Consider the following 21,094-nt stretch of genomic DNA (forward strand, 5'->3'; position numbering starts at 1 on the left):
TTCCTTTCGAGCAGCGCTCTGTCGCGCCCCTCTCAGGCACTTATCTATAGTAGCCAACACATCTTTCACTGTCAACTACTTTTCGAAAAATTTTTTCGGACTTTTTTTGTTGCCCCACAAATGCCTGTTGTGCTGAGTTTAAGTAACAATGGGTTAGAAACTGTTGACTTACAAAGGGGTTGTTGTGAATTTTCAGTCGGTAATAGAGATATTGCACAAGTTTTGGAGCGAGTCTCTTTCAGAAAGACCTGGCGGTCAACGCGGATGTCTGATTGCCCAGCCTTACGACATTGAAAAGGGAGCTGGCACTAAGAATCCCCATACTTTTCTAAGAGCGCTGGGGCCTGAACCTTGGGCAGTCGCTTACGTTGAACCTTGTCGTCGTCCCACAGATGGACGCTATGGTGAAAATCCTAATCGTTTTCAACATTATTATCAGTATCAAGTGTTGATAAAACCTTCCCCAGATAATATTCAGGAAATTTATTTAGACTCCTTGAGAGCTTTGGGAATTCGTCCAGAAGACCACGATGTGCGATTTGTAGAAGATAATTGGGAAGACGCAACAGTAGGAGCTTGGGGTACTGGTTGGGAAGTGTGGTTAGATGGGATGGAAATTACTCAATTTACTTATTTCCAACAGTGTGGAGGTATTGATTGCCACCCTGTCTCAATAGAGATTACATATGGATTGGAGCGTTTGGCAATGTATCTCCAGGGAGTGGAGGCAATGACTAAAATTCAGTGGACGGACAACATAACGTATGGTGATGTTCACCTCCAAGGAGAGATTGAGCAATGTGTTTATAACTTTGAAGCCTCCAATCCTGAGATGCTGCTCACACTATTTAATATGTATGAACAAGAGGCTCTACAATTGACAGAGCGAGGACTGGTTCTACCTACTCTGGACTACGTGTTAAAGTGTTCGCACACTTTCAATTTGCTTGATGCGAGAGGGGTAATTTCAGTTACAGAAAGAACTCGTTACATTGCCAGGATTCGGCATTTAGCACGCAAAGTAGCACAGTTATATGTCGAACAAAGAGAAAAGTTAGGTTTTCCATTGCTGAAAAAAGCAGATGTTTGAGTATTATTTTGATGGCAAGATGCAGTACAGGTAAGAACAACTAAGTAAGGAAGAAATTTCACATCTGAACCTCAATCTTGAGCGTTATGACGACTTTTCAAGAATTACCAATAGGCAAATACTTTCAGATACCTGAAATGAATGCCAGGTATGTGTACAGAAAGGCCAGCAGTTCGCATTGCAGTTTAGGGGTGGCGTTACAGCCAATTCGACATGGAACAGAGGTAATACCACTAACTTCCACAGAGGTTGCTGATTATTTTGCTGATAAATTCACAGCAAAGCTCGATTTTCTCAAAAGCTTACAACAATAATTAATGTTTGATTAGCTACTTAGGTTAATCTAAAAGCATACACACTAGCATAAATACTGAGAAGGCTGTGAAATATAAATGGTTAGTTTGACTGAGATTTTAGAACCGATCGCAGCTTGGTTTCGCAGCTTAGGTATACCCGAACCGATAGTCCATTGGGGACATCCTCTGATGATGGGGATCGTGGTGTTTGTTATGGGTAGTGCTGTGGGAATTACAGGTTGGCAAGGAAGATTGGCAGAAGATAAAGATATTGTGGTTAAAAATCACAGCGCTCATCGCCAGATAGCACCGTGGATGTTTTTATTTATGGCATTAGGTTTCACAGGTGGAATGTTATCTCTTGTGATGCAACGTCAACCTATTACGGAAAGTCCTCATTTCTGGACTGGTTCAAGTGTATTAATCTTACTGGGAATTAACTCTGCAATTGCTTTGAGCAAATTTGGAGGCGAGCAACCTGGGTTACGCAACCTTCATGCCTATTTGGGCAGCACTGTACTTTTTCTGATGTTTCTCCATGCTATTTTGGGTTTGAAATTAGGTTTGTCTTTATAAATTTAGCTATTGCCAAAATCTCTTTGTGCTTTTAGACTGTAGACGCCCTGAGGGCGTCTACATTTTTGTAACTGTAAATTTTGTCACCAGATATTATTGCAAAAATTCCAATGATTCAGGCAAGTGGTGTAATTATCTGTCTTGGCTACATTCTTGGATTACTGTTTACAACAGTTCCCTGGGGTGGTGCTTGGGTAATGCTTTTGGGAATTGTGGGAGCAATTCTTGTTAGAAAACGGCGTTTAAATCCACACAAAGCCACCCAAAAAACTGCAAATACCCAATTAAAGACTAAGGTGACACCACAATTTATGTCCTCTACTCCTCATCCAAGAGTATGGTTAATTGCTGGGGTGTTAGGGTTGTTGGCAACTTTCTATTTTCAATTCCGGGTTCCTCAAGCAGGAACAAACGATATAAGTAAACTTGTACCATCACAGAATAATAATCAAGAACAACTTTTTATTGTGCGTGGTGAGGTTAAAAGTACACCACGCTTAACTCGTAATCAACGAGGACAGTTTTGGTTAGAAGCGACTCAACTTGATGAAGTCAAAAACGATCAAGGGCTAGCAGGTGCCAGTAAGGGTGTAACGGGGAAGTTGTATGTAACAGTGCCTATACTTCAAGCTACTGGATTGCACCCCGGTCAGCAAGTTGCTGTAACTGGAATTTTATACAAACCGAAACCGCCATCAAACCCTGGTGCCTTTGACTTTCAAAAATTCCTTCAGCAAGAAGGAGCTTTTGCTGGTTTTGTTGGAAGGCTTGTAAATATATTGAATGAAGAACAAAATCAGTGGGGATGGTGGCAAATCCGGGAAAAAATTGTGCGATCGCAAGTACGTTGGTTAGGTATTCCGGAGGGGCCTCTTGTTAGTGCTATGGTTATAGGCAGCAAAGCTGTTGATTTGCCATACGATATCCGCGATGCGTTTATCAAAGCTGGGTTAGCTCATGCTTTAGCAGCATCTGGATTTCAAACTTCCTTAATTTTGAGTGTAGTCCTCAGTTTAACTAAGCGCTTCAACAGAGTATTGCAAGTTATTTTGGGCAGTTTGGCGTTAATTATTTTTCTGTGCTTAACAGGTTTCCAGCCCGCAGTACTGCGAGCTGTAGTGATGGGATTTGCAGCATTAGTTGGTTTGGGACTAAAACGAAAAGTCAAGCAGTTGGGATCGTTGATGGTTGCTGCTACTTTATTATTATTGTTTAATCCTCTGTGGATTTGGGATTTAGGATTTCAACTAAGCTTTTTAGCTACATTAGGATTGATAGTAACTGTACCACCATTAACTCAACGTTTGGCATGGTTACCCCCCGCGATCGCTTCTTTAATAGCTGTTCCTATAGCTGCTACAATCTGGACTCTACCAGTCCAACTATTTGTTTTTGGAGTTGTACCAATTTATAGCTTACTACTGAATATAATTACTACGCCTTTCATTTCAGTTATTAGTATAGGTGGCATTATTAATGCTTTAGCAGGGTTAATTGTGCCTAATACTGAAAATTATTTGGCTGGGACATTACATTACCCTAGCGATTGGTTAATTAAGCTAGTAGAATTTTTTAGTAAGCTACCAGGAAATTCTTTTGCTACTGGTAAGATAGCAATTTGGCAGGTACTAGTAGTTTATGGATTGATTGCATTAGTTTGGATTGTACGTTGGTGGCAAAAACGTTGGTGGATAGCCCTTTTAACTGCAATAGGATTGGTCTTAATTCCAGGGTGGTATTCTGCTAACACTTTGTTTAGGGTTACAGTATTAGCAGCTGGCGAAGAACCAGTAATGGTAATTCAAGATCGAGGAAAGATAGCTTTAATTAATAGTGGTGATGAAGGAACGGGACGCTTCACAATCGTACCGTTTTTACAACAACAAGGTGTAAATAAAATAGATTGGGCAATCGCTTCTAATTTTCAACTAAACGGTAACAACGGTTGGCTAGAAGTTCTAAAAAGTTTGCCAATTAAAGTTTTTTATGACTATTTTTCTCCGTCGGGAGGCACTCTTACTAGTCAGATAATTCAACAGGAAGTACAACAAAAAAAGGGATTTTACCAGCCTGTATCAGTTGGTCAAACTGTCGGTACTGATTCTATAGTTGTGCAATACATTAATAATGGATTGCCCATATTGCAGATGCAAATTCAGGGTCAGACTTGGTTGCTAGTAGGGAATCTTAAAACTATAGAAATACGTCGCCTAGTTAAAACAGGACAATTACCGCGTCCACAGGTATTATGGTGTCCTGGTGAGTCTTTAAAAGAATTAGTTGTTGCTTTACAACCACAAGTCGCGATCGCATCTAATACTAACATTCAGCAAAAAGCTTTATCTGAACTCAGTAAAGGTCAGACAAAACTATTCATTACAGGAAGAGATGGAGCAATTCAATGGACTCTTAACAGTGATTTTGAAACATTTATTCAGGGAACAGAAAATAAAACTTCGATTTTGTAAGTATATTATGCTTTCAGGTCTTAAGCAGGGATCACGAAATAGGAAAAGCTCAAAAAACTAGGTTCCGATACTGGCGTCTAAAGCCCAAAATTAAGAACGTGATATCATTTATGTGCTTATGCACTTGTCTTCATATCATGCTAAGATTGAAGAGATTGCCTAGTAAAAAATATAATTTTTCATAATCTGGAGAGGTGGCAGAGCGGTTGAATGCGGCGCACTCGAAATGCGTTTTGGGGAAACTCAACGGGGGTTCGAATCCCCCCCTCTCCGTATAAAATTAAAAATAGGGCAAGCAACCCTATTTCAAATTTTTTAATTAAGATGAGCAATCTTCGTGTTCCCGATTAATGCGCTCATAGCTAGCTACAAATTTGTTGCAGCGTAGGTATGAAATTTGGATAAGAAATAGCAGCAGCCTCTGCACGCTGAATCTTTGTAGTACCAGTTGCGTTAAGAGCAGCGATCGCCAAACTCATAGCAATGCGATGATCTGTATAGCTATCAACATCTGCACCTACTAAAGAAGTACCACCAGTAATTTCCATGCCATCGGGTAGCTCGGTTACTTGCGCTCCCATTTTATTTAACTGTTGAGCCATCACAGCAATACGATCACTTTCTTTAACTCGTAATTCTGCTGCATCTTTAATTACAGTTATTCCTTCGGCAAATACTGCTGCTACTGCTAAAATCGGAATCTCATCAATTAGCCTGGGTATGATCTCCCCAGCAATGGTGCAACCTTGCAGACGACTAGAACGCACCCGTAAATCGGCAACAGGTTCACCAGCTACCTCCCGTTCATTTTCTCGCTTAATATCGGCTCCCATCATTGCTAAAGCTTCTAAAATACCCGTGCGAGTGGGATTAACACCGACATTTTCAATCACCAAATCAGAATCCGATACAATTGCCCCAGCCACCAACCAAAAGGCAGCCGAACTGATATCCCCAGGAACAATCACTGTTTGCCCAATAAGTTGAGCAGGGCCTTTAACTGTTACGCTGTTAGTTTCGGGATCAATATCCAGTTCCGCTCCAAATGCCTTGAGCATCCTTTCGCTGTGATCTCTGGACAGATCTGGTTCTGTAATAGTAGTTTTGCCTTCAGCCATTAAACCCGCCAACAAAATACAGGATTTGACTTGAGCAGAGGCGATGGGAGAATGGTAATGAATTGGTTTGAGATTTTGTCCTTGCACAGCCAAGGGTGCTAAAGAACTACCTTTACGCCCCCAAATTTCCGCTCCCATTTGTTGTAAAGGTTTAATAACACGGGACATGGGACGCGATCGCAGGGAAGAATCGCCTGTAATGGTAAAAAAGCGTCCCGCATGGGATGCCAATAGTCCCAACATCAATCGGATTGTTGTGCCTGAGTTCCCAGCATTTAATACGTCAACAGGTTCTTGCAAATTTCCTAAACCGATTCCTTTAATCTGCACCAATTCTGTGTTTAAGGGCGAAATATCTGCTCCCATTGCCTGAAAACAGCTAGCGGTGCTGCAAGGATCTTCACCTAATAGTAGTCCCTGAATCTGGGTGTGTCCTTGAGCGATCGCGCCTAACATCAAAGCACGATGGGAAATAGACTTATCTCCTGGAACGCGGATACGACCTTGTAAACTTAACTTAGAAGCAGTTTGATCGATAACTAAGTTTTGAGAAAAGTTTTCTTTAGTTTCTACGGTAATAACAGAAGGCGACATTAGGATAAACTGACTTGTGACTGCACCGGAAGTTAGTAAGCAGTAAAGGTAAAACTCACTGCTAGTTGCTTCCTCGCTAGTATCGTATCGCTTTCTGCTCTATGAAAATTACTGATATACACTAAGACTATATTTAATATGTATCTTTGGCTTGATTTTCCTACTCAGGGGAGAAGATTAACTTCTAATCGAAGAAAAGCTTCTTTTCACAGACACAGGTAAGCCAAATTTTAGCAAGCCTATAAAGCCAATCTTGTAGCTGTTGCCTGCTAGTTTTGCAAAAAACAAACTATTTGAGACGCTCAGTTTACTGCGCAAGCCAATTAGGGTCTTGTCATCCACTATAAACTAAGCTAACTAGAGCAAAAGTCTCACCAAAACCTTCTAATCCGACATATTACTTGTTTTTACTTTGATTTGTCTAGCTTTCTATTTCAGCAGCTTCAGTTAATATGAAGCATATTTTACGGTTCAGTTCCTGACTCAAACCTGCCGATTACTTTGTATTTCATTGCTTTTAGCTTTTATCGCTCCCATGCTGACTCACCACCGCAAGCCCGTGTGCCTATCATTAATTTCCACAGACTTACCTGTTTGGTCTGTTGTCGAAACCGCCGCGACTTTATACCAAAAAGACAGTGAGCGTTTTCACCTACTGTTGACGGCACCATCTGTGAACAGTTCCAAAGAAATTATTAATCCTTATAGTCCCAGAGTATTGTGGCTGGAAATTTCCCCCTATCGAGTTACTATGACAATGCAGGGTAATGGTCAATTAAGTTACCGCCATTTTTGGGAACAGGGTGTTTATGGTATCACTCGTTATTGGTTGCCTACTGAATCACTGCAACCTAACCAACCCATTCGCTTACGTAACTTTACTAGTAATTTGACACTCAATGGACATCCATTACCAGAGAATTTACGAGTCGAATATGAATTATGGGCAGACAAAATACAACTGGGATGTTACATTCTCAATTTAGAAATCCGTAACTGATAGCCCCAACAAGTAATTAATATCCTCTCTCGTCATGTCTTTTGATTTTATGAGGGAGGATATTTATGTAGTTCATAAGCAGATTTTTAATTCTGCTTAACCACACTTAACTACCAAAATAACTAGGTTCGTTCCCTGATTTCCATTTTATATTGCAACCTATACTTGGTTTTTGATCTAGAGTCACGGCTTTATTAGCAAGTACAGCCTCAATCGCAGCACGTAAGTCTGTACCTGTTACAGGTTTGTTATTACTAGGACGACTATCATCTAATTGTCCACGATAAATCAGCTTGCGATCCCTATCAAACAAAAAGAAATCAGGTGTACAAGCTGCTGTGTATGTCTTTGCCGTTTCTTGGCTCTCGTCATAACAAAAGGGAAATTGAAAACCAAGCTCACCTGCCATTGCTTTTAAGCTATCTGGAGCATCATCTGGATAATTTCTAGCATCATTTGCACTGATAGCTACAATACCTAAATCACTTTGAAAGTAATCTTTACCCAAGTTTGCTAATTCTGCTTGAACGTGTTTGACAAAAGGACAATGCCGACAAATAAACATTACCAATAAAGCTTTTTTGTCAGCAAATGTAGAAAGTGAGATTGTCTGTCCAGAAATTACATCTAGTAAACGAAAATCTGGTGCTTGAGTACCAATAGGAAGCATTGTTGAAGCAGTTAAAGCCATAATTCACCCGATAAACTTACTTGAAATTCTTGATTAGAGTTACAAATTTTTAATTAGCAATCTTTACTATTCGGAAAAATAAAATTTGGAGATATTGCTTCTAAAGTTTTATTTTGACTTCTCTATCACAAGCCTTATAATTTAGCAATTATCGTAAATTCCGAGATAACGGCTGATTTAAATCCCGTTGTGGAGATACTCTAGTTCGCATAATCAGCAATGGAAGACTGAAAAATCCGAAAATCATTACAATTCCAGCTATCATCCATACTGTCCATCGCATAGGTTGGTAGTCACTTCTTTCGATTTGCCATAGAACTTGATTGTATCGCCAAGCTGCAAAAGCGATGGTAATAATACCAAAAATTACCAAACTAATACCTAAATTTTCTGAGTTAAATAAGGGATGTGAAGATGATTCTTGTTGTGTCAAGGTAAAACTAAGCTGACGCAGAAATAAACCAAATCGTGCGATCGCAAAGCCAAAACCAATTAATGCAATTGAAGTCCTCAGCCAAGCCAAAAATGTACGCTCATTTGCTTGATGCTCCCTTTGACGGTCAATTTTGGGCGTATTGCTCATAATTAACTGTGTTACCCTTTTGCCACAAAAGCAGGCTAACTTATTTAGTTATAAAAAATACTCCATCTAACGGATGGCTTTTACATATTCAAACTTTCAATTAATGTTTAGCTTCAAAATAAAAAAGCAGAGACACGAAGAAACTCAGTATCTCCACTCTTGCGAAAACAAGTGCCAATGATATGAAAATTTATTTTTTATAAGCTGCCTAAAAGACCAAAAACTCCGTGTCCTGTCAACGCTTCTAGCACCATTAAAGACACAAAACCTATCATTGCTAAACGCCCGTTGAGTAACTCGGCATAGGGAGTAAAGCCAGTGCGATCGCCCTGAGTATCCACATAAACTCTTGGCTCGATCGCAAAATTGTTCATCTTACCCTGATCGTCAACTATAGAACCGTTTGCACGCATGAATACTTCCTAATTAGATGATTGCTATTATTGTAAATAAATGTAACTTATTTATTAAAAATTGTAAAGAAAGTGATGACAAGTGATCGCAACAGTTGAGATCTCGTCGTAAGAATACAAAAATGATGGGGAGCGATCGCTCCCCATTTATGTTGCTATGTGGTCAAGACTAAATCTACTGTGTTGGCATTTGTGCTTTAGCGTAGAATCCATAAAAGACACGCACTATTGAAATTTAAAAGGTTTCATTTCCAGTCGGTTCTTGGTAAACAAGACCTCGCTTTTGATGGCGATAGGATGCTACAACTGGATAAACAATACTGCGTAGCCGATTGAGCGCACCAACCGGACGATGAGTAGTAAGTCCGTTCCAAGGAGAAAATCGGAGATTTTCACAGAAATCGTATTGTTTCTCAAAATTAATTATTTGGTGCTTTACAGTAAGACGACCTACTGTAAAGAAAGGTGATTCCTTTTCTCGCCAGAGAATCGTCGCATCGTCAATAGACATATTGAGGTTAGTTTGAAACTGGATGCCAAAGTCCCAGCAGTAATGAGCGTCAGGTTTAGCAAGGGCTTGAATTAGCTCATCTCGATAGTAATTGTCTGGTTGAGCGCCGTTTTCAGCTAGAGCTTTGGCGCGATCGCGATCGCTTTTTTGTCTTTCTTGGAATGGAATCCTGTTGTGGGGTGGTTCAACTGAAACTGGAGTAAATGCATATTTAACCACAGCTGGATATTCAAAAGGAACTAAACCAGTCTGGGAGGCATCAAAATTTGGATTAATACCCAAAGCATAGGCTGAACCGCTCCAATATCGTTCGGTTAATAAACTCTTGGGAGTCGGTTTCGTAATCTTATTGAGTGCCAAGAATTGTTTGGGATGCAGCAGAAGCCATGTGAGTGCCGCTTTTTCTGACTTAACTACAGCACTAAAAAAGCCGTAGTAGTCTCTAATAGTTTTAATGAAAAATATCTCGGCATTTTGAGTAATAATGTCTTGGGTTGTCGATTCATGGCTTTGTGTAAGCCGTTCTCCTTCAACTCCAATCAATTTCACTGTCATTGAGCGTGTATCTGAGACATAATCATGCTCTACTTTGGTACGCCCATTAGCAAATCTGATCCAAACAGGATATTGTTTGGGTTGTGCTAGCAAGCCTTGTTTCAGAGAAATCGCATTTAACTGTGAAGAACTCAATGAGGCGCATTGATTTAATTCGCGTTTAATTGCATCTTCATCAATATCAAAGATTTCGAGCGTGCCTTTGACGGCAGCATGAGATTTGGCATGGGTATCTCGGAGCGCCCGTTCTTGATTTTGAAACAGATTATCCATGCGTTTTTTGGCTTGCTCAACCAAGCGATCGTAATATTGACGCTCATCTTGTTCTGGATATTCTGTAAATAACTTCTTATCCATAATCACCGTGAGTTGTTTACTAATCAGACTGGTTGCCAATCCTGACGATAGAATGAAACTCGATAGGTTTTCCCTTGAGGGACATTACGATTTAATACATCCGAAAGAGTCTTCGTCTTTTGAATTTCCTCCCAGCCTACAGGGGAAAAAGTTTCTGGGTTGAAGATATTTTCTGCTAATAAAGGATTAGTTAAAGCCTGAGAAAAAGCATCAATTCCTATCAATCGCCCAACTAAGGGAGGTAAGGCAGAATTAGGTCGCAAATCTTCTGCATAGAGTCCTACATACAACTCAAGATTATCTACATGACCGTACAATCTTTGTAGTTCTCTTTTGACTTTCTCATCACTACTAATCTGGTCAAAATTAGTTACTCTTGGATACTTGCATAACTCGCGATAGTCGTTATAGCTTCTGACTTTGGTAGTGCGGCCTAAACGAATACTAGCTAATTCGGTAGGAACTAAAAATTCCGGTGTATTGAATAAGCTTAGTAGTGCTGCGCTTTGAGAACAACTTTCCTCAAATAAAGCTCCCAATCCTTTCTTGATAATCATTTCATTGTTCCACATCGTCGCAGGCGTGGGAACTTCTTGACCGTCATAAATTATGTGATCAGGTAGCATACTATGCCAACGATAAACTAAGGTAAATTCTACCGACATCCAATTTTGGCGATACCATTTTTCGTTAGTAAATGCGAGGGGATCGGCGAAGAAATTAAAGTGATAGGGAGTAATATGATTAATGTAATCTTCCATAACAATTTTTAACATTTCTACCATCACGATATTTCTGGCGGTATGGTAAAGCCTTTCATCATCCCAGGTTGGATATTTTTTTGCTAAGAGTTCACACAGACGATTGTGTTCTCTTAAACAAAGAATATTTAGCATTACATAGCCAATTTGTACATTTACTCGTTCAATTTCTAACCCCATCGCAAACAATGTTTGTCTTTTTTCTGGCGGAAAACTATCTGCTTTTGGGATGAATTCATCGGTGTAAACATGGGGTAGCCCTTTAAATTCTTTCTTGGGTTGCCCATTCTCGTCATAGTAAAAAGGAGGATACTCTTCTCCATTAATAATCTGGCTTTTTAGCTTGCCCCCTTGATAAGCTCTCAACAAATGAGTAATGTTGGAATTCAGTCCATATACATTACATAAATCGATATGATGGTTGGAATTATTTTTACGGGCTTCTTTGCGATCTGTTCGCAAAAAACTGTCAGTAAACCACTGAACAAAATAAGGGAAAAGTAGTGTAGATTTAGGTGAGTATTTAGTTTCTTCTGTTTTCTTATATAAAATAGCTAAATCTTCAACAGGGGGCAGATTTTTTTCAAATTGTTCAGTTGGAGTTAAATTAATTCCTATATAATTCTTATCGGTTAAAGGCTTCCAATCAAGAGGTGGTAAATGAAGACCAGAATAAGTACGATCCGTTAATGACTCCCATGAGGTGTAAGGAGACATTGTACTAAACGGATAGGGACGAGTCGGAACTTTATAGATAGCATTGTTAATGAGAAGTTTGTTAATTTTTTTTGCAAGACTTGGGTTGCTTTGAATAAAGTTCCAAATAGGCTTGAAGCCAGTCAAAGCAGCTGTTTCTAGTTTGTTTCTTAACCCGTCTTTGGACTTATCTCGTTTGGAAGCCATAATAATTTTTACCTCTGTTGATTTGAGTTCTGTACTCAATGCACATTAAAATTTTCTGGATCTATGCTGTGCCTCTTCCAACTTAGTGGACTGGTGGGCAACCCTTGAGAACGCACTACCTTTTTAGCTCCTATTTTTTCCAAGTCATACTAGTGTGTGTAAATATACAGCACGACTCATAGCAATTCCAGAAAAGAATGCGCCAGATGTGTAGCGACTTTCAAGATAGTTGCGATACATATAGCGATCGCTTTTTAAATTGGTATGATTTGGCTACTAACGAGTAAGTAAAGATGATGTCAGCTTAACTTAGAGAACAATTTTTCCCAATTGATAACAGAAGGTCTTGCTCCTTGATTAACTATTTCAAACACTTTTCTTTCACAATCAGAATTTTGCATTGATTCTACACAGGCTGCTGCCACATCAATCCGGCTGGTTTGACCTGTAAGTTTGTCACCTGTTCCCAGTACTACACCAAGTTTGCCTTCTGTTGTTGCTTTGAGTAGAGTATTGAGATCGTAAGAAGTGTATGGGCCATCTATCAACCTGCCTGGACGGATGATGGTGTAAGGCAATCCTGAATTAATAATGGCTTCTTCACCCTTTTGTTTAGCGTCAAGAACACCAAAAGCATTGAGAATACTGTAAGGAAACTTATCTTTACGCAGAACTCCACAGGAAGATACAAAAACAAACCGCTTGAGGTTGTGAGGTGCTGCTTGTACCAAGTTACTAACACCTTGAGCATCAACTTTTGTAGGACTATTTTTGGCTTTTGTTTGAGCAACTTCAGGATTCAAAAACAGTTTGATCCATTCAACCAAATTAGGTGTATGCTCAAACTCCCATCTAGCGGAAGGAAAGGCAGTAGTCCCGCTACAACATATGATATGACTAATACCCACCATTGCTGCTGGAAATGTAGTTGGATTGTGCAGTTCGCCGATCGCAATTTCTACTTTGTCATTAAACATCTTTTGAGCTTTTGCAGCGTTACGTGTCAGGATACGAACTTTAAAGCCCTTCTCTAACAACTTACCTACTACTATTTGCCCTACCCCACCTGTTGCACCAACAATAAGTACTAAGTTCTCGACTGATACTTGTGTAGAAGTCATAAAAATACCATTTGATATGGTGTATTGCTAATTTACTGAAATTTAGAAACGCTGCCAGCGCAAAGTAAGAGTGCGGCTTTGGATCTGGTTTTGAGGTCTCGCGCAAAAATTCTGATAGACAGGTGAGTGGAAAAGTTCTACAATCGGACTGGTTACAGTAGATTCACCCATTGTCCAATCCACCCAAGCATGGTAAGGAATATCCAGTGATTATCCTCTGTAGCGGAATCACTTACATACATAATAGAAGAAGGTCTTTAGTAGAGGGCTACAAGCAAATGGATGTAAAGCTAATCTTAGCTGGATTAACAGTTCTCTTCACTGTGTCGTGCTTGTTCTTTGGCACAAAAAATGGATTTTACGATTCAGATAACTACCACGGCAATGGCTCTGCACATTGATGAGAAAAAGTTAAGAGCCAACCGCCCCTAGTCCCGTTATTTTCAGGGCTTTTGAGTAACCCACTTTTTTGGAACCGAGGCGGGTTCCGTGGAGGCTTCCTCCCCAATAACAAATCCGCATTCCAAGGGTGTAGGGGCGCACTTTGTGAAATTAGCCCCAGGTAAGGTGAGCAAAATCTTCTTAGTACTACTTGGCTTGTCGGAAATATTCATAAAAATAAGGTTAGAGGGGAGGAGAGCATGAGCGATCGCCTGTCGGCATCCTCTCGAATTGATACAGGGGAAGCGTCTCATGAATTAGAGTGTTTGCCCTATGGTGTAAACCATAGTGGTGAAGGTGTTTGTCTGTTGGTGCGGATGGGACCGCACCGCATTTTACTTGACTGCGGTTTGGCAGATATCTCATCTCTAATGAAGGGGCTTGCTAAACCTGCACGTCGAGGTCGTTCGCCTCTGCCAGCTGATTTTGTTCTGGTAAGTCATGCTCATGCAGATCACGCAAGGGGATTGGTAGCGCTACATAAAGCTTTTCCGCTATTACCAATCTACGCCAGTGAAGTAACTAGCAAGTTATTGCCCTTGAATTGGCCAAATCAAAACCTTCAAGACATTTCTCAATTTTGTCAAGCTTTACCTTTGCGAGCGCCTGTAGAGGTTAAGGATGGTTTAGTAGTAGAACTATTTCCTGCTGGACATCTACCAGGGGCAGTAGCGATGCTGTTTACTTACACTACCTCACAACGTTCCTACAAGCTACTGTATACTGGAGATTTTTTCTTGTCCAACTCCCGATTAGTGGAAGGTTTGCGGTTAGAAGAACTGCGAGGATTGGAGTTGGATGCCTTAATTATTGAGGGTACCTATGGCACATCTCGCCATCCCCACCGTCGCAACCAAGAAAATCAACTTGCAGAACGAGTTAATCGGGCGATCGCCGACTCTTATTCTGTACTCTTGCCCACACCTGCTTTGGGTTTAGGTCAAGAATTATTAATGCTGTTACGCAGTCACCACCACTTTACAGGTCGCGATCTAGATATCTGGGTAGATGGTACTGTGGCTGTAGGCTGCGATACTTATTTAGAACTACTATCTCACTTTCCGCCATCTGTACAGAATTTTGCTCGCCATCAACCCTTATTTTGGGATGAACGCATACGTCCGCGTGTGCGACGATTACAAGCAGGACAGCGCGATCGTGTCGGTAGATACCCTTGTATTGTCCTCACCGACTCTACAGTCGATTTGAGGGAATATTGCCAACCCGATACAGGCCCTTGGCTGATTCTTTCACCAGAAAAAACTGAGATAAAAATTAACAATAATTACCAGTTCCCAGGAATTATTACTGTTGAAAACTATCTCCTTGCTCAACATAGCGATGGCCCTGGTACTACTCAATTAATTCATAATTTACGCCCGCAGCACGTCATTTTTGTCCACGGATCTCCTACCTACTTAGCAGATCTTACTAGTTTGGATGAGTTGCAAAATCGCTATCATGTCCATTCTCCAGAAGCAGGAGTATTAGTAGAAATTCCGATCGGGGAAACATTTTTGCAACCAGCAGCCCCCGAAACTAACTATGAAGGCGAACTTACAGAGTTAGATACGGTAGTAACGATCGCTCTTCCCGATGCAATTACAGCCGATCCACGCTGGCAGCAGTTTGCTGATACTGGTTTGATTGAAGCCCGTTGGCAGGGAGAAGAACTAGTATTGCGAGGGCTGTCGCAACGAGAGCTTCTCAATCAAAGTAGCGATCGCTTTATTTTGTCTGATGTAGAGTGCTGCGGTACCTGTAGACATCAAAGGGGACAACGGTGCTGGAATCCCGCGTCCCCTTTATTTAACTTCAAAGTGACTTTGGACGGCTACTGCCCTGCTTTTGAGCGTGGAAATGAAGGAACCAGGGACTAGGAAATAAATTCTTCCCAATCCCCAATCCCCAATCACCAATACCCAGTTAATCTGGATTAGAGTCAGTGTAACGATTGCGGATACGTTCTGCTTCTGGACACTCTTCTGTCAAGAGAGGCTCTACGTTACCACGTGGTACGGAAGCTAGTTTTTGGGTAATAGCACCAATACTTTCTAGGCGAACCATCTCCTCCCAAGAACAAATTTCATCTTCTTCATCCGTTTCATAACGCAGGGTGACTAAATCTCCCTCTATATCGATGATGCGGGCGCGTTCAATCCAGCGTTGCTGGTCCCGCAAGAAAATACACACTTCCCGCCCATCGCAACACAATTGATAAATCTTGCGGTGTAGCATTTACAGCTTCTGCCTTTCTAAATTTGGTTAAATCTGTTGACATCTGGGTTTTACTCCCATATGGATAGCACTTTACACAGGTTTGCAAAAACAACCTTAAAAAGTGCTTTCTTTGACCCAAGACCAAGACTTGGTTGTAGTTATCAGTTCTAGGGAACTCTTGGGTCATGAGGTTTATTTTTGTTCACTGCACCAGTTTAACTTTATTTGTTGAGGTCATTTAGGAAAGTTTTTTTCATAGAAGTCACATAATTCAGGGTTTGACCTGACCAGGTTCACAGCCACTAGTGAATCTTTAGTATCATAATGTAATAAAAGATACTTAGAAACAAGTTTGGTTCGCGGTTGTTTAAGTTGCCTACTTGTATTCATTGGCATTGCTGGGAAGTCTGGGGACTTGGCTTTACTTTTATCCCTACGTAAATGATCTTAGCTTATTCTTTCGTGTCCTTCATGGTTTTAATCAACAACTCTCAATAGTTCTTTGCTACATTTTTTGTATATGTTGACATTCGATTAGCTGCAAGTTCACAATGTCGCTTAATAACGCTCTACCTTAAGGTATTATCTCTATTTTTTGTACTTGGGAAATTTCATCACCAGATTTGAGGAAGCTTCCCGCTTAATTCGACCTGCACGAACAGCATCTAAAAGTGCTGAAATAGCAGTTAAATCTTCTGGCTGGTAACTTTTCATCACCACCATTTGATAGAGAAGACCTTCGGATTCAACACTAAGATACCCTGTTTGGAAAGCAGATTCAACGAGTGCGCGAATCATGGTGATTAAAACTATAGTTGGCAACTTCTTTCCTCAACTTTGGAATATTTCAATCTTTCTCTGATTGATATGGATCAGTAAAGCTTAGTGATTTTCTATCACATAGGCACGTGACTTTAGTCACATAGAGTAAAAGAATAGGCATTGACTATGCAATCTTTACTACTTATGTCAAAAATTAAAACTAATTTAGGTTAAATACAGCTTGTAAAGTAAATAAATATACTATCCTTATTCAGTAAAATCACGTAAGTTTATAAATATATATTAATTGCATCGTCGTTTACTGCTGTATGTTTTGGCGGGCTTCTGTTAAGGGTAGGGGCTTGGTGTGGCAAATGATGAAAATAAATTTACCGATAAAACGAACGAAAATCTTCGTCTTTTTGGCTTAATTGTACCCATTCAATCTTTAAAGAACGAAACTTTTGCGCAAGGCGATCGCATGCTGGGCGTTCCGTAGCATAATGTCCAGCATCAATTAAAATCAAATCGCGATCGCGGCTTTCTTGAAATTGATGAAACTTGCAGTCAGAAGTCAGATAGGCTTGAGCGCCTGTTTTGACTACTGCTGAGATAAAACTTGCCCCAGAACCACCCAAAACAGCAACTCTATCAATTTGTCGCTCTAAATCTACTGTTGGCGAGTAAATCAAATTAGGAGGGGCAAGTTGGGTTTGAATTATTGCCATTAACTCTCCTAATGATGTAGAAGGCTGCAAATTGCCAACACGTCCATATCCCAAACCTGGTTGGGTGGTGACAATAGGAAAAACTTGCTCCAGTTCTAAAATTTGAGCTAAAACGTCAGCAGTACCATCTTGCACTTGGTCAAAGTTAGTGTGGGCTGTGTAAATACCGATATTGTGAGTAAAAGCTAATCGTGCCATCTCCGCAATAGGATCGCCACTACGTAGAGATTTAGGTGGATTAAAAATTAAAGGATGGTGGGCAAAAATTAGGTTTACAGAAATACCAGCAGCGCGATAGGCGATCGCTTCTTGCATTACTGCTAAAGTTGGTGTCAGACAAACTAATACCCGCGCTTGTTCTTGTAATACTCCTGGTTCAATTTGCCAGCCGCAGTTATCCCAACTTTCTTGCCAAGATGGATTTGCCCATTCTTCAAACCAGACGATTAAATCGGCAATTTTCATTTTTACTAATCATTGGTCATTGGTCATTCGTCAATAGTCATTGGTTAGTGGTTAATGGTTACATAGATTAGTTGTTCTCCCCATCTCCCACTACTTATCTATATAACTAAGCAAAAATATGCACAACTAATTCCCTTGTATGGCTATGTTGACGATGTTCCCAGATGTAAATTCCCTGCCAAGTTCCCAAAACTAAATGTCCTCGATTAATTGGAATGCTTTCTGAAGTATGAGTTAGGGCTGTACGGATATGGGCTGGCATATCATCAGACCCCTCAGCAGCGTGAATATACTGTGCTGATTCTGGTACAAGTTTTGACATAAAATTTGCGAGATCCCTAAGTACGTCAGGATCGGCGTTTTCTTGAATGAGTAAACTTGCAGAAGTATGCCGTAAAAATAAAGTACAAAGCCCTGTTTCAACACCTGACTCAGAAACAATAGCTTCAATTTTGGGAGTAATATTGTACAAAGATTTACCTGATGTAGGAATTCTCAGTAGCTTTTGGTAATGAGCCATAGCATAATTTAACTTTAGTGTTAATACTAAGTTTGAGGTGCAAGTACCAGCTTGTATTTTAATTAATTTTAAGGTTTCTCTTGGTTAGTTTGGTGTTAGTTTGGTTCTGACAAGAGAAATTTTTCTTTCGTTGCTTTCATCACTAACGGTTATTACGGAGATAGCAGTTTATAAATTATTGTAGTTTAGTGGTATTTGCGGTTGTTATGATGCTAGTAGATGGTTAAACTTTGATTGTGAGTGGAATTACTCACTTTCGGTATCTACAGAGTCATCAGGGTCATCTGCCTTAGTTACTTATATTTTGGTAAAAATCTCCACTTGTTTAGAGTTGGAGATTTTTATTATTTATAATTTATTGCAATTTTTTTGAGAGGTAAAATCTTGAAAAGACGCTAGTAGCGAATGGTTAATAACTAATACTCAAAAGGTAATTAGCGATTAAATATAGTTGTTCATTCATAGATCATTTGAAATTGCCACATTCACCAAAATATTTAATGACTGCATGAGCGATCGCTTCGTTACCATCCTTAGCAATATGTTTCGAGGAGGTTGGCGGCTGGGGTGGTTGGAGTAAAAAATCCCAAGAACCATCAAAAAACTCTGAAGGAGTGAGAATTTGATGCTGATTGTAAGTAGAAATACCTTCTAATAGAAAAGCTGCTTCTGCAAACTCATCACGAGTTACAGAAACAATTGGTATATCTAGGCGAGTAGCTTCTGCAAAAGTACTGTAACCAGGTTTAGAAACAACTCGACTACAGATGGGCATAAAATCTACAGGACGGAATTTATGGTCGCTGATTTTAACTATATTAGGTAAATCTGGGGCTGAGTGGTCGAAAGCAATAAATTGCCAGTCCGAAAATTTTTGCAGCCGCTCATAAGGAATTTGTTGCAAACCCAAGCCACCGAAAGTAAGTAATATAGTTCTTTCAAGTGGTGCAGTAATACTCCACATTGCTCGTATTTCATCAGCACAATAACGAGGAGAACCACCTGTTAAACCCACATCTGTAACGTACTCGAATGCTTCCATCGGTTCGTGAAAGGGAAGACGAAACAAATGATCGCACTTGCTGTAACAATCACTAATCCAATCTGCAACTTCGATAAAGCGATCACCCCAACTTCGGTAAATAAAGTCAAAACCAAAGTTACTCATCATCCAGCAGGGAATGTCGGCAGCTTTACCCATTTCGGCAGCAAGGAAGGGAATATCTGCCAAGATCAGATGAACGCGGTTTTGGCGAATAAAGTTGACTTCTGAGGCAATGATAGAACGCTGATTTTTCTTAATCTCTAATAATTTTTCCAATGTCGCCTCTTTGTCCATTGTCAAGCTATCTGCTTGTACAACACCCAAATCAAATGCACGGGGACGATGGATAAAATCGCCTTCAATATAGCACTCTAGCAACCACCGTGGAGCAGTGGTCACCAAAATGAGCAGAACTTCTGGACACAGCTTTTGAATAGTTGCTGCAACAGCCGCAACACGAGTAGCATGACCAAAACCATGATTGGTGATTGCTATATATAAAATTGGACGTTCCATAGTAAATTTGAAATTTTTGAGTACAAGGGAAGTTGGTAGGGGTGGGTTTAGAAGATAAATTGTCGATAGCAAATGAAAGATAATCAACAAAACCCGCCCGTACAGTAGATAGTAGTAAAAAATTAGCCATTGCTATTAACCATTAACCATTAACCACTAACCATTCCCTAATTCCCTCAACCAGTTTGTCGATTTCCGACTCCAGTGTAAAGTAGTGAACGCAGGCACGCACGCAATTCGGATTGGCAATTATCCGAATAAATAGTCCTTGTGATTCCAAAAAATTCACCAATTGAGGATGAGACTGGTGAGTATTCTGAGCAAGTTGAAATGAGACTAAACCACTTTCGGGAGCTGAGGTTAGTAAAAGATGAATATTGGGTAGTGTCCTCAATTGCTGCCACAGGTACTCACTATTACGACAAATTTGCTGATATCTTTCCTCTGCCGTTCCCCATTGCCGATGAATGGCGATCGCTTCTCTCAATCCAGCGTAAAGAGGATAATCTGATGTTGCAACTTCATAACATTGTCCATCAGGTTGCCAATCCATAGGCATTCCTTGACTATCAGTAATCACACTACGCCAACCAACAAAAGTAGGCTTCAAGCTTGCCCTAATTTCTGGATGCACATACAAACCTCCTATCCCCGCAGGGCCACATAACCATTTATGCCCCGTGAAGGCATAAAAATCTACCCCTAATGCAGTTAAATCCAAAGACAATAAACCAACTGATTGCGCTGCGTCTATCAGCAGTAGAGAATTATTTTCCCTGCATTTTCTTGCAATTTTGTCAAGAGGCAGAATTTGACCTGTATTCCAGAGAATATGACTCAAAATTACTAAACGGGTATTAGGACGAAGGTGCTGGGCTACTATCGCCACAGGATCGCCTTCGTTCAAGGTAGACATTAAGGGGCAGGTCGTAACTTCGATAGCATATCTACGTGAAATTTCTTGGGCAATTGCCACAACGCTGTGATGTTCACAGTCAGATAAAAGCAAGTGGTCGCCAGCTTGCCAGTCGATACCCCACATTGTAATATTACAACCAACAGTTACATTCTCCGTAATGCTGATTGTCTGTGGTTGTACATTTAATTCGGATGCGATCGCAGCTCTTGTGGCTTTTACTTCCTGTCCAATCCATTTACCGATTGCATTGCCAAAAGGGCCGATTTCTTGAATATATGCTTGAGCTTGAGTGATGGCATTCATAGACGCTTTAGCCATAGGGCCTTGACCACCGTAGTTGAAATAAGTTTTATTTGCTAAAGCTGGAAATTTTTGCCGATGGAGATGCAGCTTGGTTTCTATTACAGAAATGGTCATACAGCAATCCTAAATTAGGTTGTG

20 protein-coding genes and 1 tRNA gene are annotated in these 21,094 nt (G+C 40.3%); 8 read left to right on the forward strand and 13 right to left on the reverse strand.

Going from position 1 to position 21,094, the window contains the following annotated elements; translation table 11 throughout:
• Positions 1-184: 184 nt before the first annotated feature.
• The 5 genes from glyQ (at position 185) to QUB80_RS34090 (ending at position 4,703) form a co-directional block, all read left to right on the forward strand.
• Positions 185-1,090: a glycine--tRNA ligase subunit alpha gene (gene glyQ / locus QUB80_RS34070; protein WP_289793889.1), complete on the forward strand. Its 906-nt coding sequence runs from the start codon at positions 185-187 to the stop codon at positions 1,088-1,090.
• Positions 1,091-1,176: 86 nt separating this feature from the next.
• Positions 1,177-1,404 (forward strand): hypothetical protein, encoded by a 228-nt coding sequence (locus tag QUB80_RS34075; RefSeq protein ID WP_289793890.1) that lies wholly within the window; start codon positions 1,177-1,179, stop codon positions 1,402-1,404.
• A 78-nt stretch (positions 1,405-1,482) separates the two neighbouring features.
• Positions 1,483-1,962 (forward strand): DUF4079 domain-containing protein, encoded by a 480-nt coding sequence (locus tag QUB80_RS34080; protein WP_289793891.1) that lies wholly within the window; start codon positions 1,483-1,485, stop codon positions 1,960-1,962.
• 110 nt (positions 1,963-2,072) lie between these two features.
• Positions 2,073-4,430, forward strand: coding sequence for a ComEC/Rec2 family competence protein (locus QUB80_RS34085; RefSeq protein WP_289793892.1), 2,358 nt, complete (start codon positions 2,073-2,075; stop codon positions 4,428-4,430).
• A gap of 188 nt (positions 4,431-4,618) precedes the next feature.
• Positions 4,619-4,703, forward strand: a tRNA-Ser gene (locus QUB80_RS34090).
• Between the two features lie 89 nt (positions 4,704-4,792).
• Here the strand turns inward: QUB80_RS34090 and aroA are convergent.
• Positions 4,793-6,142, reverse strand: a complete 1,350-nt coding sequence (aroA, locus tag QUB80_RS34095; protein ID WP_289793893.1) for a 3-phosphoshikimate 1-carboxyvinyltransferase — start codon at positions 6,140-6,142, stop codon at positions 4,793-4,795.
• A 535-nt stretch (positions 6,143-6,677) separates the two neighbouring features.
• On the opposite strand from aroA, the gene QUB80_RS34100 reads away from it, so the two are divergent.
• Positions 6,678-7,142, forward strand: a complete 465-nt coding sequence (locus QUB80_RS34100; RefSeq protein WP_289793957.1) for a hypothetical protein — start codon at positions 6,678-6,680, stop codon at positions 7,140-7,142.
• Between the two features lie 106 nt (positions 7,143-7,248).
• Here the strand turns inward: QUB80_RS34100 and QUB80_RS34105 are convergent, their stop codons facing one another.
• The 6 genes from QUB80_RS34105 to QUB80_RS34130 all read right to left on the reverse strand — a co-directional run bounded on the left by QUB80_RS34105 (position 7,249) and on the right by QUB80_RS34130 (position 13,037).
• The gene (locus QUB80_RS34105; protein WP_289793894.1) at positions 7,249-7,833 is read right to left on the reverse strand and encodes a thioredoxin family protein; all 585 of its coding nucleotides are present in this window, start codon (positions 7,831-7,833) and stop codon (positions 7,249-7,251) included.
• Positions 7,834-7,981: 148 nt separating this feature from the next.
• Positions 7,982-8,416, reverse strand: a complete 435-nt coding sequence (locus tag QUB80_RS34110; protein WP_289793895.1) for a YidH family protein — start codon at positions 8,414-8,416, stop codon at positions 7,982-7,984.
• Positions 8,417-8,613: 197 nt separating this feature from the next.
• Positions 8,614-8,829 carry a CAB/ELIP/HLIP family chlorophyll-binding protein gene (locus QUB80_RS34115; protein WP_289793896.1) on the reverse strand — a complete coding sequence of 72 codons (216 nt, stop codon included), beginning with the start codon at positions 8,827-8,829 and terminating at the stop codon, positions 8,614-8,616.
• A gap of 235 nt (positions 8,830-9,064) precedes the next feature.
• Positions 9,065-10,252: a catalase family protein gene (locus QUB80_RS34120; RefSeq protein ID WP_289793897.1), complete on the reverse strand. Its 1,188-nt coding sequence runs from the start codon at positions 10,250-10,252 to the stop codon at positions 9,065-9,067.
• 23 nt (positions 10,253-10,275) lie between these two features.
• Positions 10,276-11,916, reverse strand: coding sequence for a peroxidase family protein (locus tag QUB80_RS34125; RefSeq protein ID WP_289793898.1), 1,641 nt, complete (start codon positions 11,914-11,916; stop codon positions 10,276-10,278).
• A 299-nt stretch (positions 11,917-12,215) separates the two neighbouring features.
• Entirely contained in the window at positions 12,216-13,037 is an 822-nt protein-coding gene (locus QUB80_RS34130; RefSeq protein WP_289793899.1) for an SDR family oxidoreductase, read from the reverse strand.
• Positions 13,038-13,315: 278 nt separating this feature from the next.
• On the opposite strand from QUB80_RS34130, the gene QUB80_RS35375 reads away from it, so the two are divergent.
• Together QUB80_RS35375 and QUB80_RS34135 are read left to right on the forward strand one after the other, a co-directional pair.
• Complete coding sequence (locus tag QUB80_RS35375) at positions 13,316-13,438, forward strand: DUF8629 family protein (protein ID WP_039751593.1); 123 nt, start codon at positions 13,316-13,318, stop codon at positions 13,436-13,438.
• A gap of 240 nt (positions 13,439-13,678) precedes the next feature.
• Positions 13,679-15,358 (forward strand): MBL fold metallo-hydrolase, encoded by a 1,680-nt coding sequence (locus QUB80_RS34135; RefSeq protein WP_289793900.1) that lies wholly within the window; start codon positions 13,679-13,681, stop codon positions 15,356-15,358.
• Positions 15,359-15,404: 46 nt separating this feature from the next.
• On the opposite strand, the gene QUB80_RS34140 is transcribed toward QUB80_RS34135, so the two are convergent.
• The 6 genes from QUB80_RS34140 to QUB80_RS34165 all read right to left on the reverse strand — a co-directional run bounded on the left by QUB80_RS34140 (position 15,405) and on the right by QUB80_RS34165 (position 21,070).
• Positions 15,405-15,716 (reverse strand): DUF6679 family protein, encoded by a 312-nt coding sequence (locus tag QUB80_RS34140; RefSeq protein WP_289793901.1) that lies wholly within the window; start codon positions 15,714-15,716, stop codon positions 15,405-15,407.
• 570 nt (positions 15,717-16,286) lie between these two features.
• Entirely contained in the window at positions 16,287-16,496 is a 210-nt protein-coding gene (locus QUB80_RS34145; protein ID WP_289793958.1) for a hypothetical protein, read from the reverse strand.
• Between the two features lie 353 nt (positions 16,497-16,849).
• On the reverse strand, positions 16,850-17,653 hold the full coding sequence (locus QUB80_RS34150; RefSeq protein WP_289793902.1) for a Nif3-like dinuclear metal center hexameric protein: 804 nt from the start codon (positions 17,651-17,653) through the stop codon (positions 16,850-16,852).
• Between the two features lie 106 nt (positions 17,654-17,759).
• A complete protein-coding gene (locus tag QUB80_RS34155) occupies positions 17,760-18,173 on the reverse strand; it encodes a secondary thiamine-phosphate synthase enzyme YjbQ (RefSeq protein WP_289793903.1) in 414 nt (137 codons plus the stop codon).
• Positions 18,174-18,639: 466 nt separating this feature from the next.
• Positions 18,640-19,734 carry a glycosyl transferase gene (locus QUB80_RS34160; RefSeq protein ID WP_289793904.1) on the reverse strand — a complete coding sequence of 365 codons (1,095 nt, stop codon included), beginning with the start codon at positions 19,732-19,734 and terminating at the stop codon, positions 18,640-18,642.
• A 142-nt stretch (positions 19,735-19,876) separates the two neighbouring features.
• Entirely contained in the window at positions 19,877-21,070 is a 1,194-nt protein-coding gene (locus QUB80_RS34165; protein WP_289793905.1) for an aminotransferase class V-fold PLP-dependent enzyme, read from the reverse strand.
• Between the last annotated feature and the right edge of the window lie 24 nt (positions 21,071-21,094).

Origin of the sequence: Chlorogloeopsis sp. ULAP01, assembly GCF_030381805.1 — a bacterium.
Lineage (GTDB): Bacteria > Cyanobacteriota > Cyanobacteriia > Cyanobacteriales > Nostocaceae > Chlorogloeopsis.

What these genes read in the sequence shown, in the direction of transcription:
- QUB80_RS34075 (WP_289793890.1), top strand. Translation starts at nt 1,177, where the DNA reads ATGACGACTTTTCAAGAATTACCAATAGGCAAATACTTTCAGATACCT.
- QUB80_RS34080 (WP_289793891.1), top strand. Translation starts at nt 1,483, where the DNA reads ATGGTTAGTTTGACTGAGATTTTAGAACCGATCGCAGCTTGGTTTCGC.
- QUB80_RS34085 (WP_289793892.1), top strand. Translation starts at nt 2,073, where the DNA reads ATGATTCAGGCAAGTGGTGTAATTATCTGTCTTGGCTACATTCTTGGA.
- aroA (WP_289793893.1), bottom strand. Translation starts at nt 6,142, where the DNA reads ATGTCGCCTTCTGTTATTACCGTAGAAACTAAAGAAAACTTTTCTCAA.
- QUB80_RS34100 (WP_289793957.1), top strand. Translation starts at nt 6,678, where the DNA reads ATGCTGACTCACCACCGCAAGCCCGTGTGCCTATCATTAATTTCCACA.
- QUB80_RS34105 (WP_289793894.1), bottom strand. Translation starts at nt 7,833, where the DNA reads ATGGCTTTAACTGCTTCAACAATGCTTCCTATTGGTACTCAAGCACCA.
- QUB80_RS34110 (WP_289793895.1), bottom strand. Translation starts at nt 8,416, where the DNA reads ATGAGCAATACGCCCAAAATTGACCGTCAAAGGGAGCATCAAGCAAAT.
- QUB80_RS34115 (WP_289793896.1), bottom strand. Translation starts at nt 8,829, where the DNA reads ATGCGTGCAAACGGTTCTATAGTTGACGATCAGGGTAAGATGAACAAT.
- QUB80_RS34120 (WP_289793897.1), bottom strand. Translation starts at nt 10,252, where the DNA reads ATGGATAAGAAGTTATTTACAGAATATCCAGAACAAGATGAGCGTCAA.
- QUB80_RS34125 (WP_289793898.1), bottom strand. Translation starts at nt 11,916, where the DNA reads ATGGCTTCCAAACGAGATAAGTCCAAAGACGGGTTAAGAAACAAACTA.
- QUB80_RS34130 (WP_289793899.1), bottom strand. Translation starts at nt 13,037, where the DNA reads ATGACTTCTACACAAGTATCAGTCGAGAACTTAGTACTTATTGTTGGT.
- QUB80_RS35375 (WP_039751593.1), top strand. Translation starts at nt 13,316, where the DNA reads ATGGATGTAAAGCTAATCTTAGCTGGATTAACAGTTCTCTTCACTGTG.
- QUB80_RS34135 (WP_289793900.1), top strand. Translation starts at nt 13,679, where the DNA reads ATGAGCGATCGCCTGTCGGCATCCTCTCGAATTGATACAGGGGAAGCG.
- QUB80_RS34140 (WP_289793901.1), bottom strand. Translation starts at nt 15,716, where the DNA reads ATGCTACACCGCAAGATTTATCAATTGTGTTGCGATGGGCGGGAAGTG.
- QUB80_RS34145 (WP_289793958.1), bottom strand. Translation starts at nt 16,496, where the DNA reads ATGATTCGCGCACTCGTTGAATCTGCTTTCCAAACAGGGTATCTTAGT.
- QUB80_RS34150 (WP_289793902.1), bottom strand. Translation starts at nt 17,653, where the DNA reads ATGAAAATTGCCGATTTAATCGTCTGGTTTGAAGAATGGGCAAATCCA.
- QUB80_RS34155 (WP_289793903.1), bottom strand. Translation starts at nt 18,173, where the DNA reads ATGGCTCATTACCAAAAGCTACTGAGAATTCCTACATCAGGTAAATCT.
- QUB80_RS34160 (WP_289793904.1), bottom strand. Translation starts at nt 19,734, where the DNA reads ATGGAACGTCCAATTTTATATATAGCAATCACCAATCATGGTTTTGGT.
- QUB80_RS34165 (WP_289793905.1), bottom strand. Translation starts at nt 21,070, where the DNA reads ATGACCATTTCTGTAATAGAAACCAAGCTGCATCTCCATCGGCAAAAA.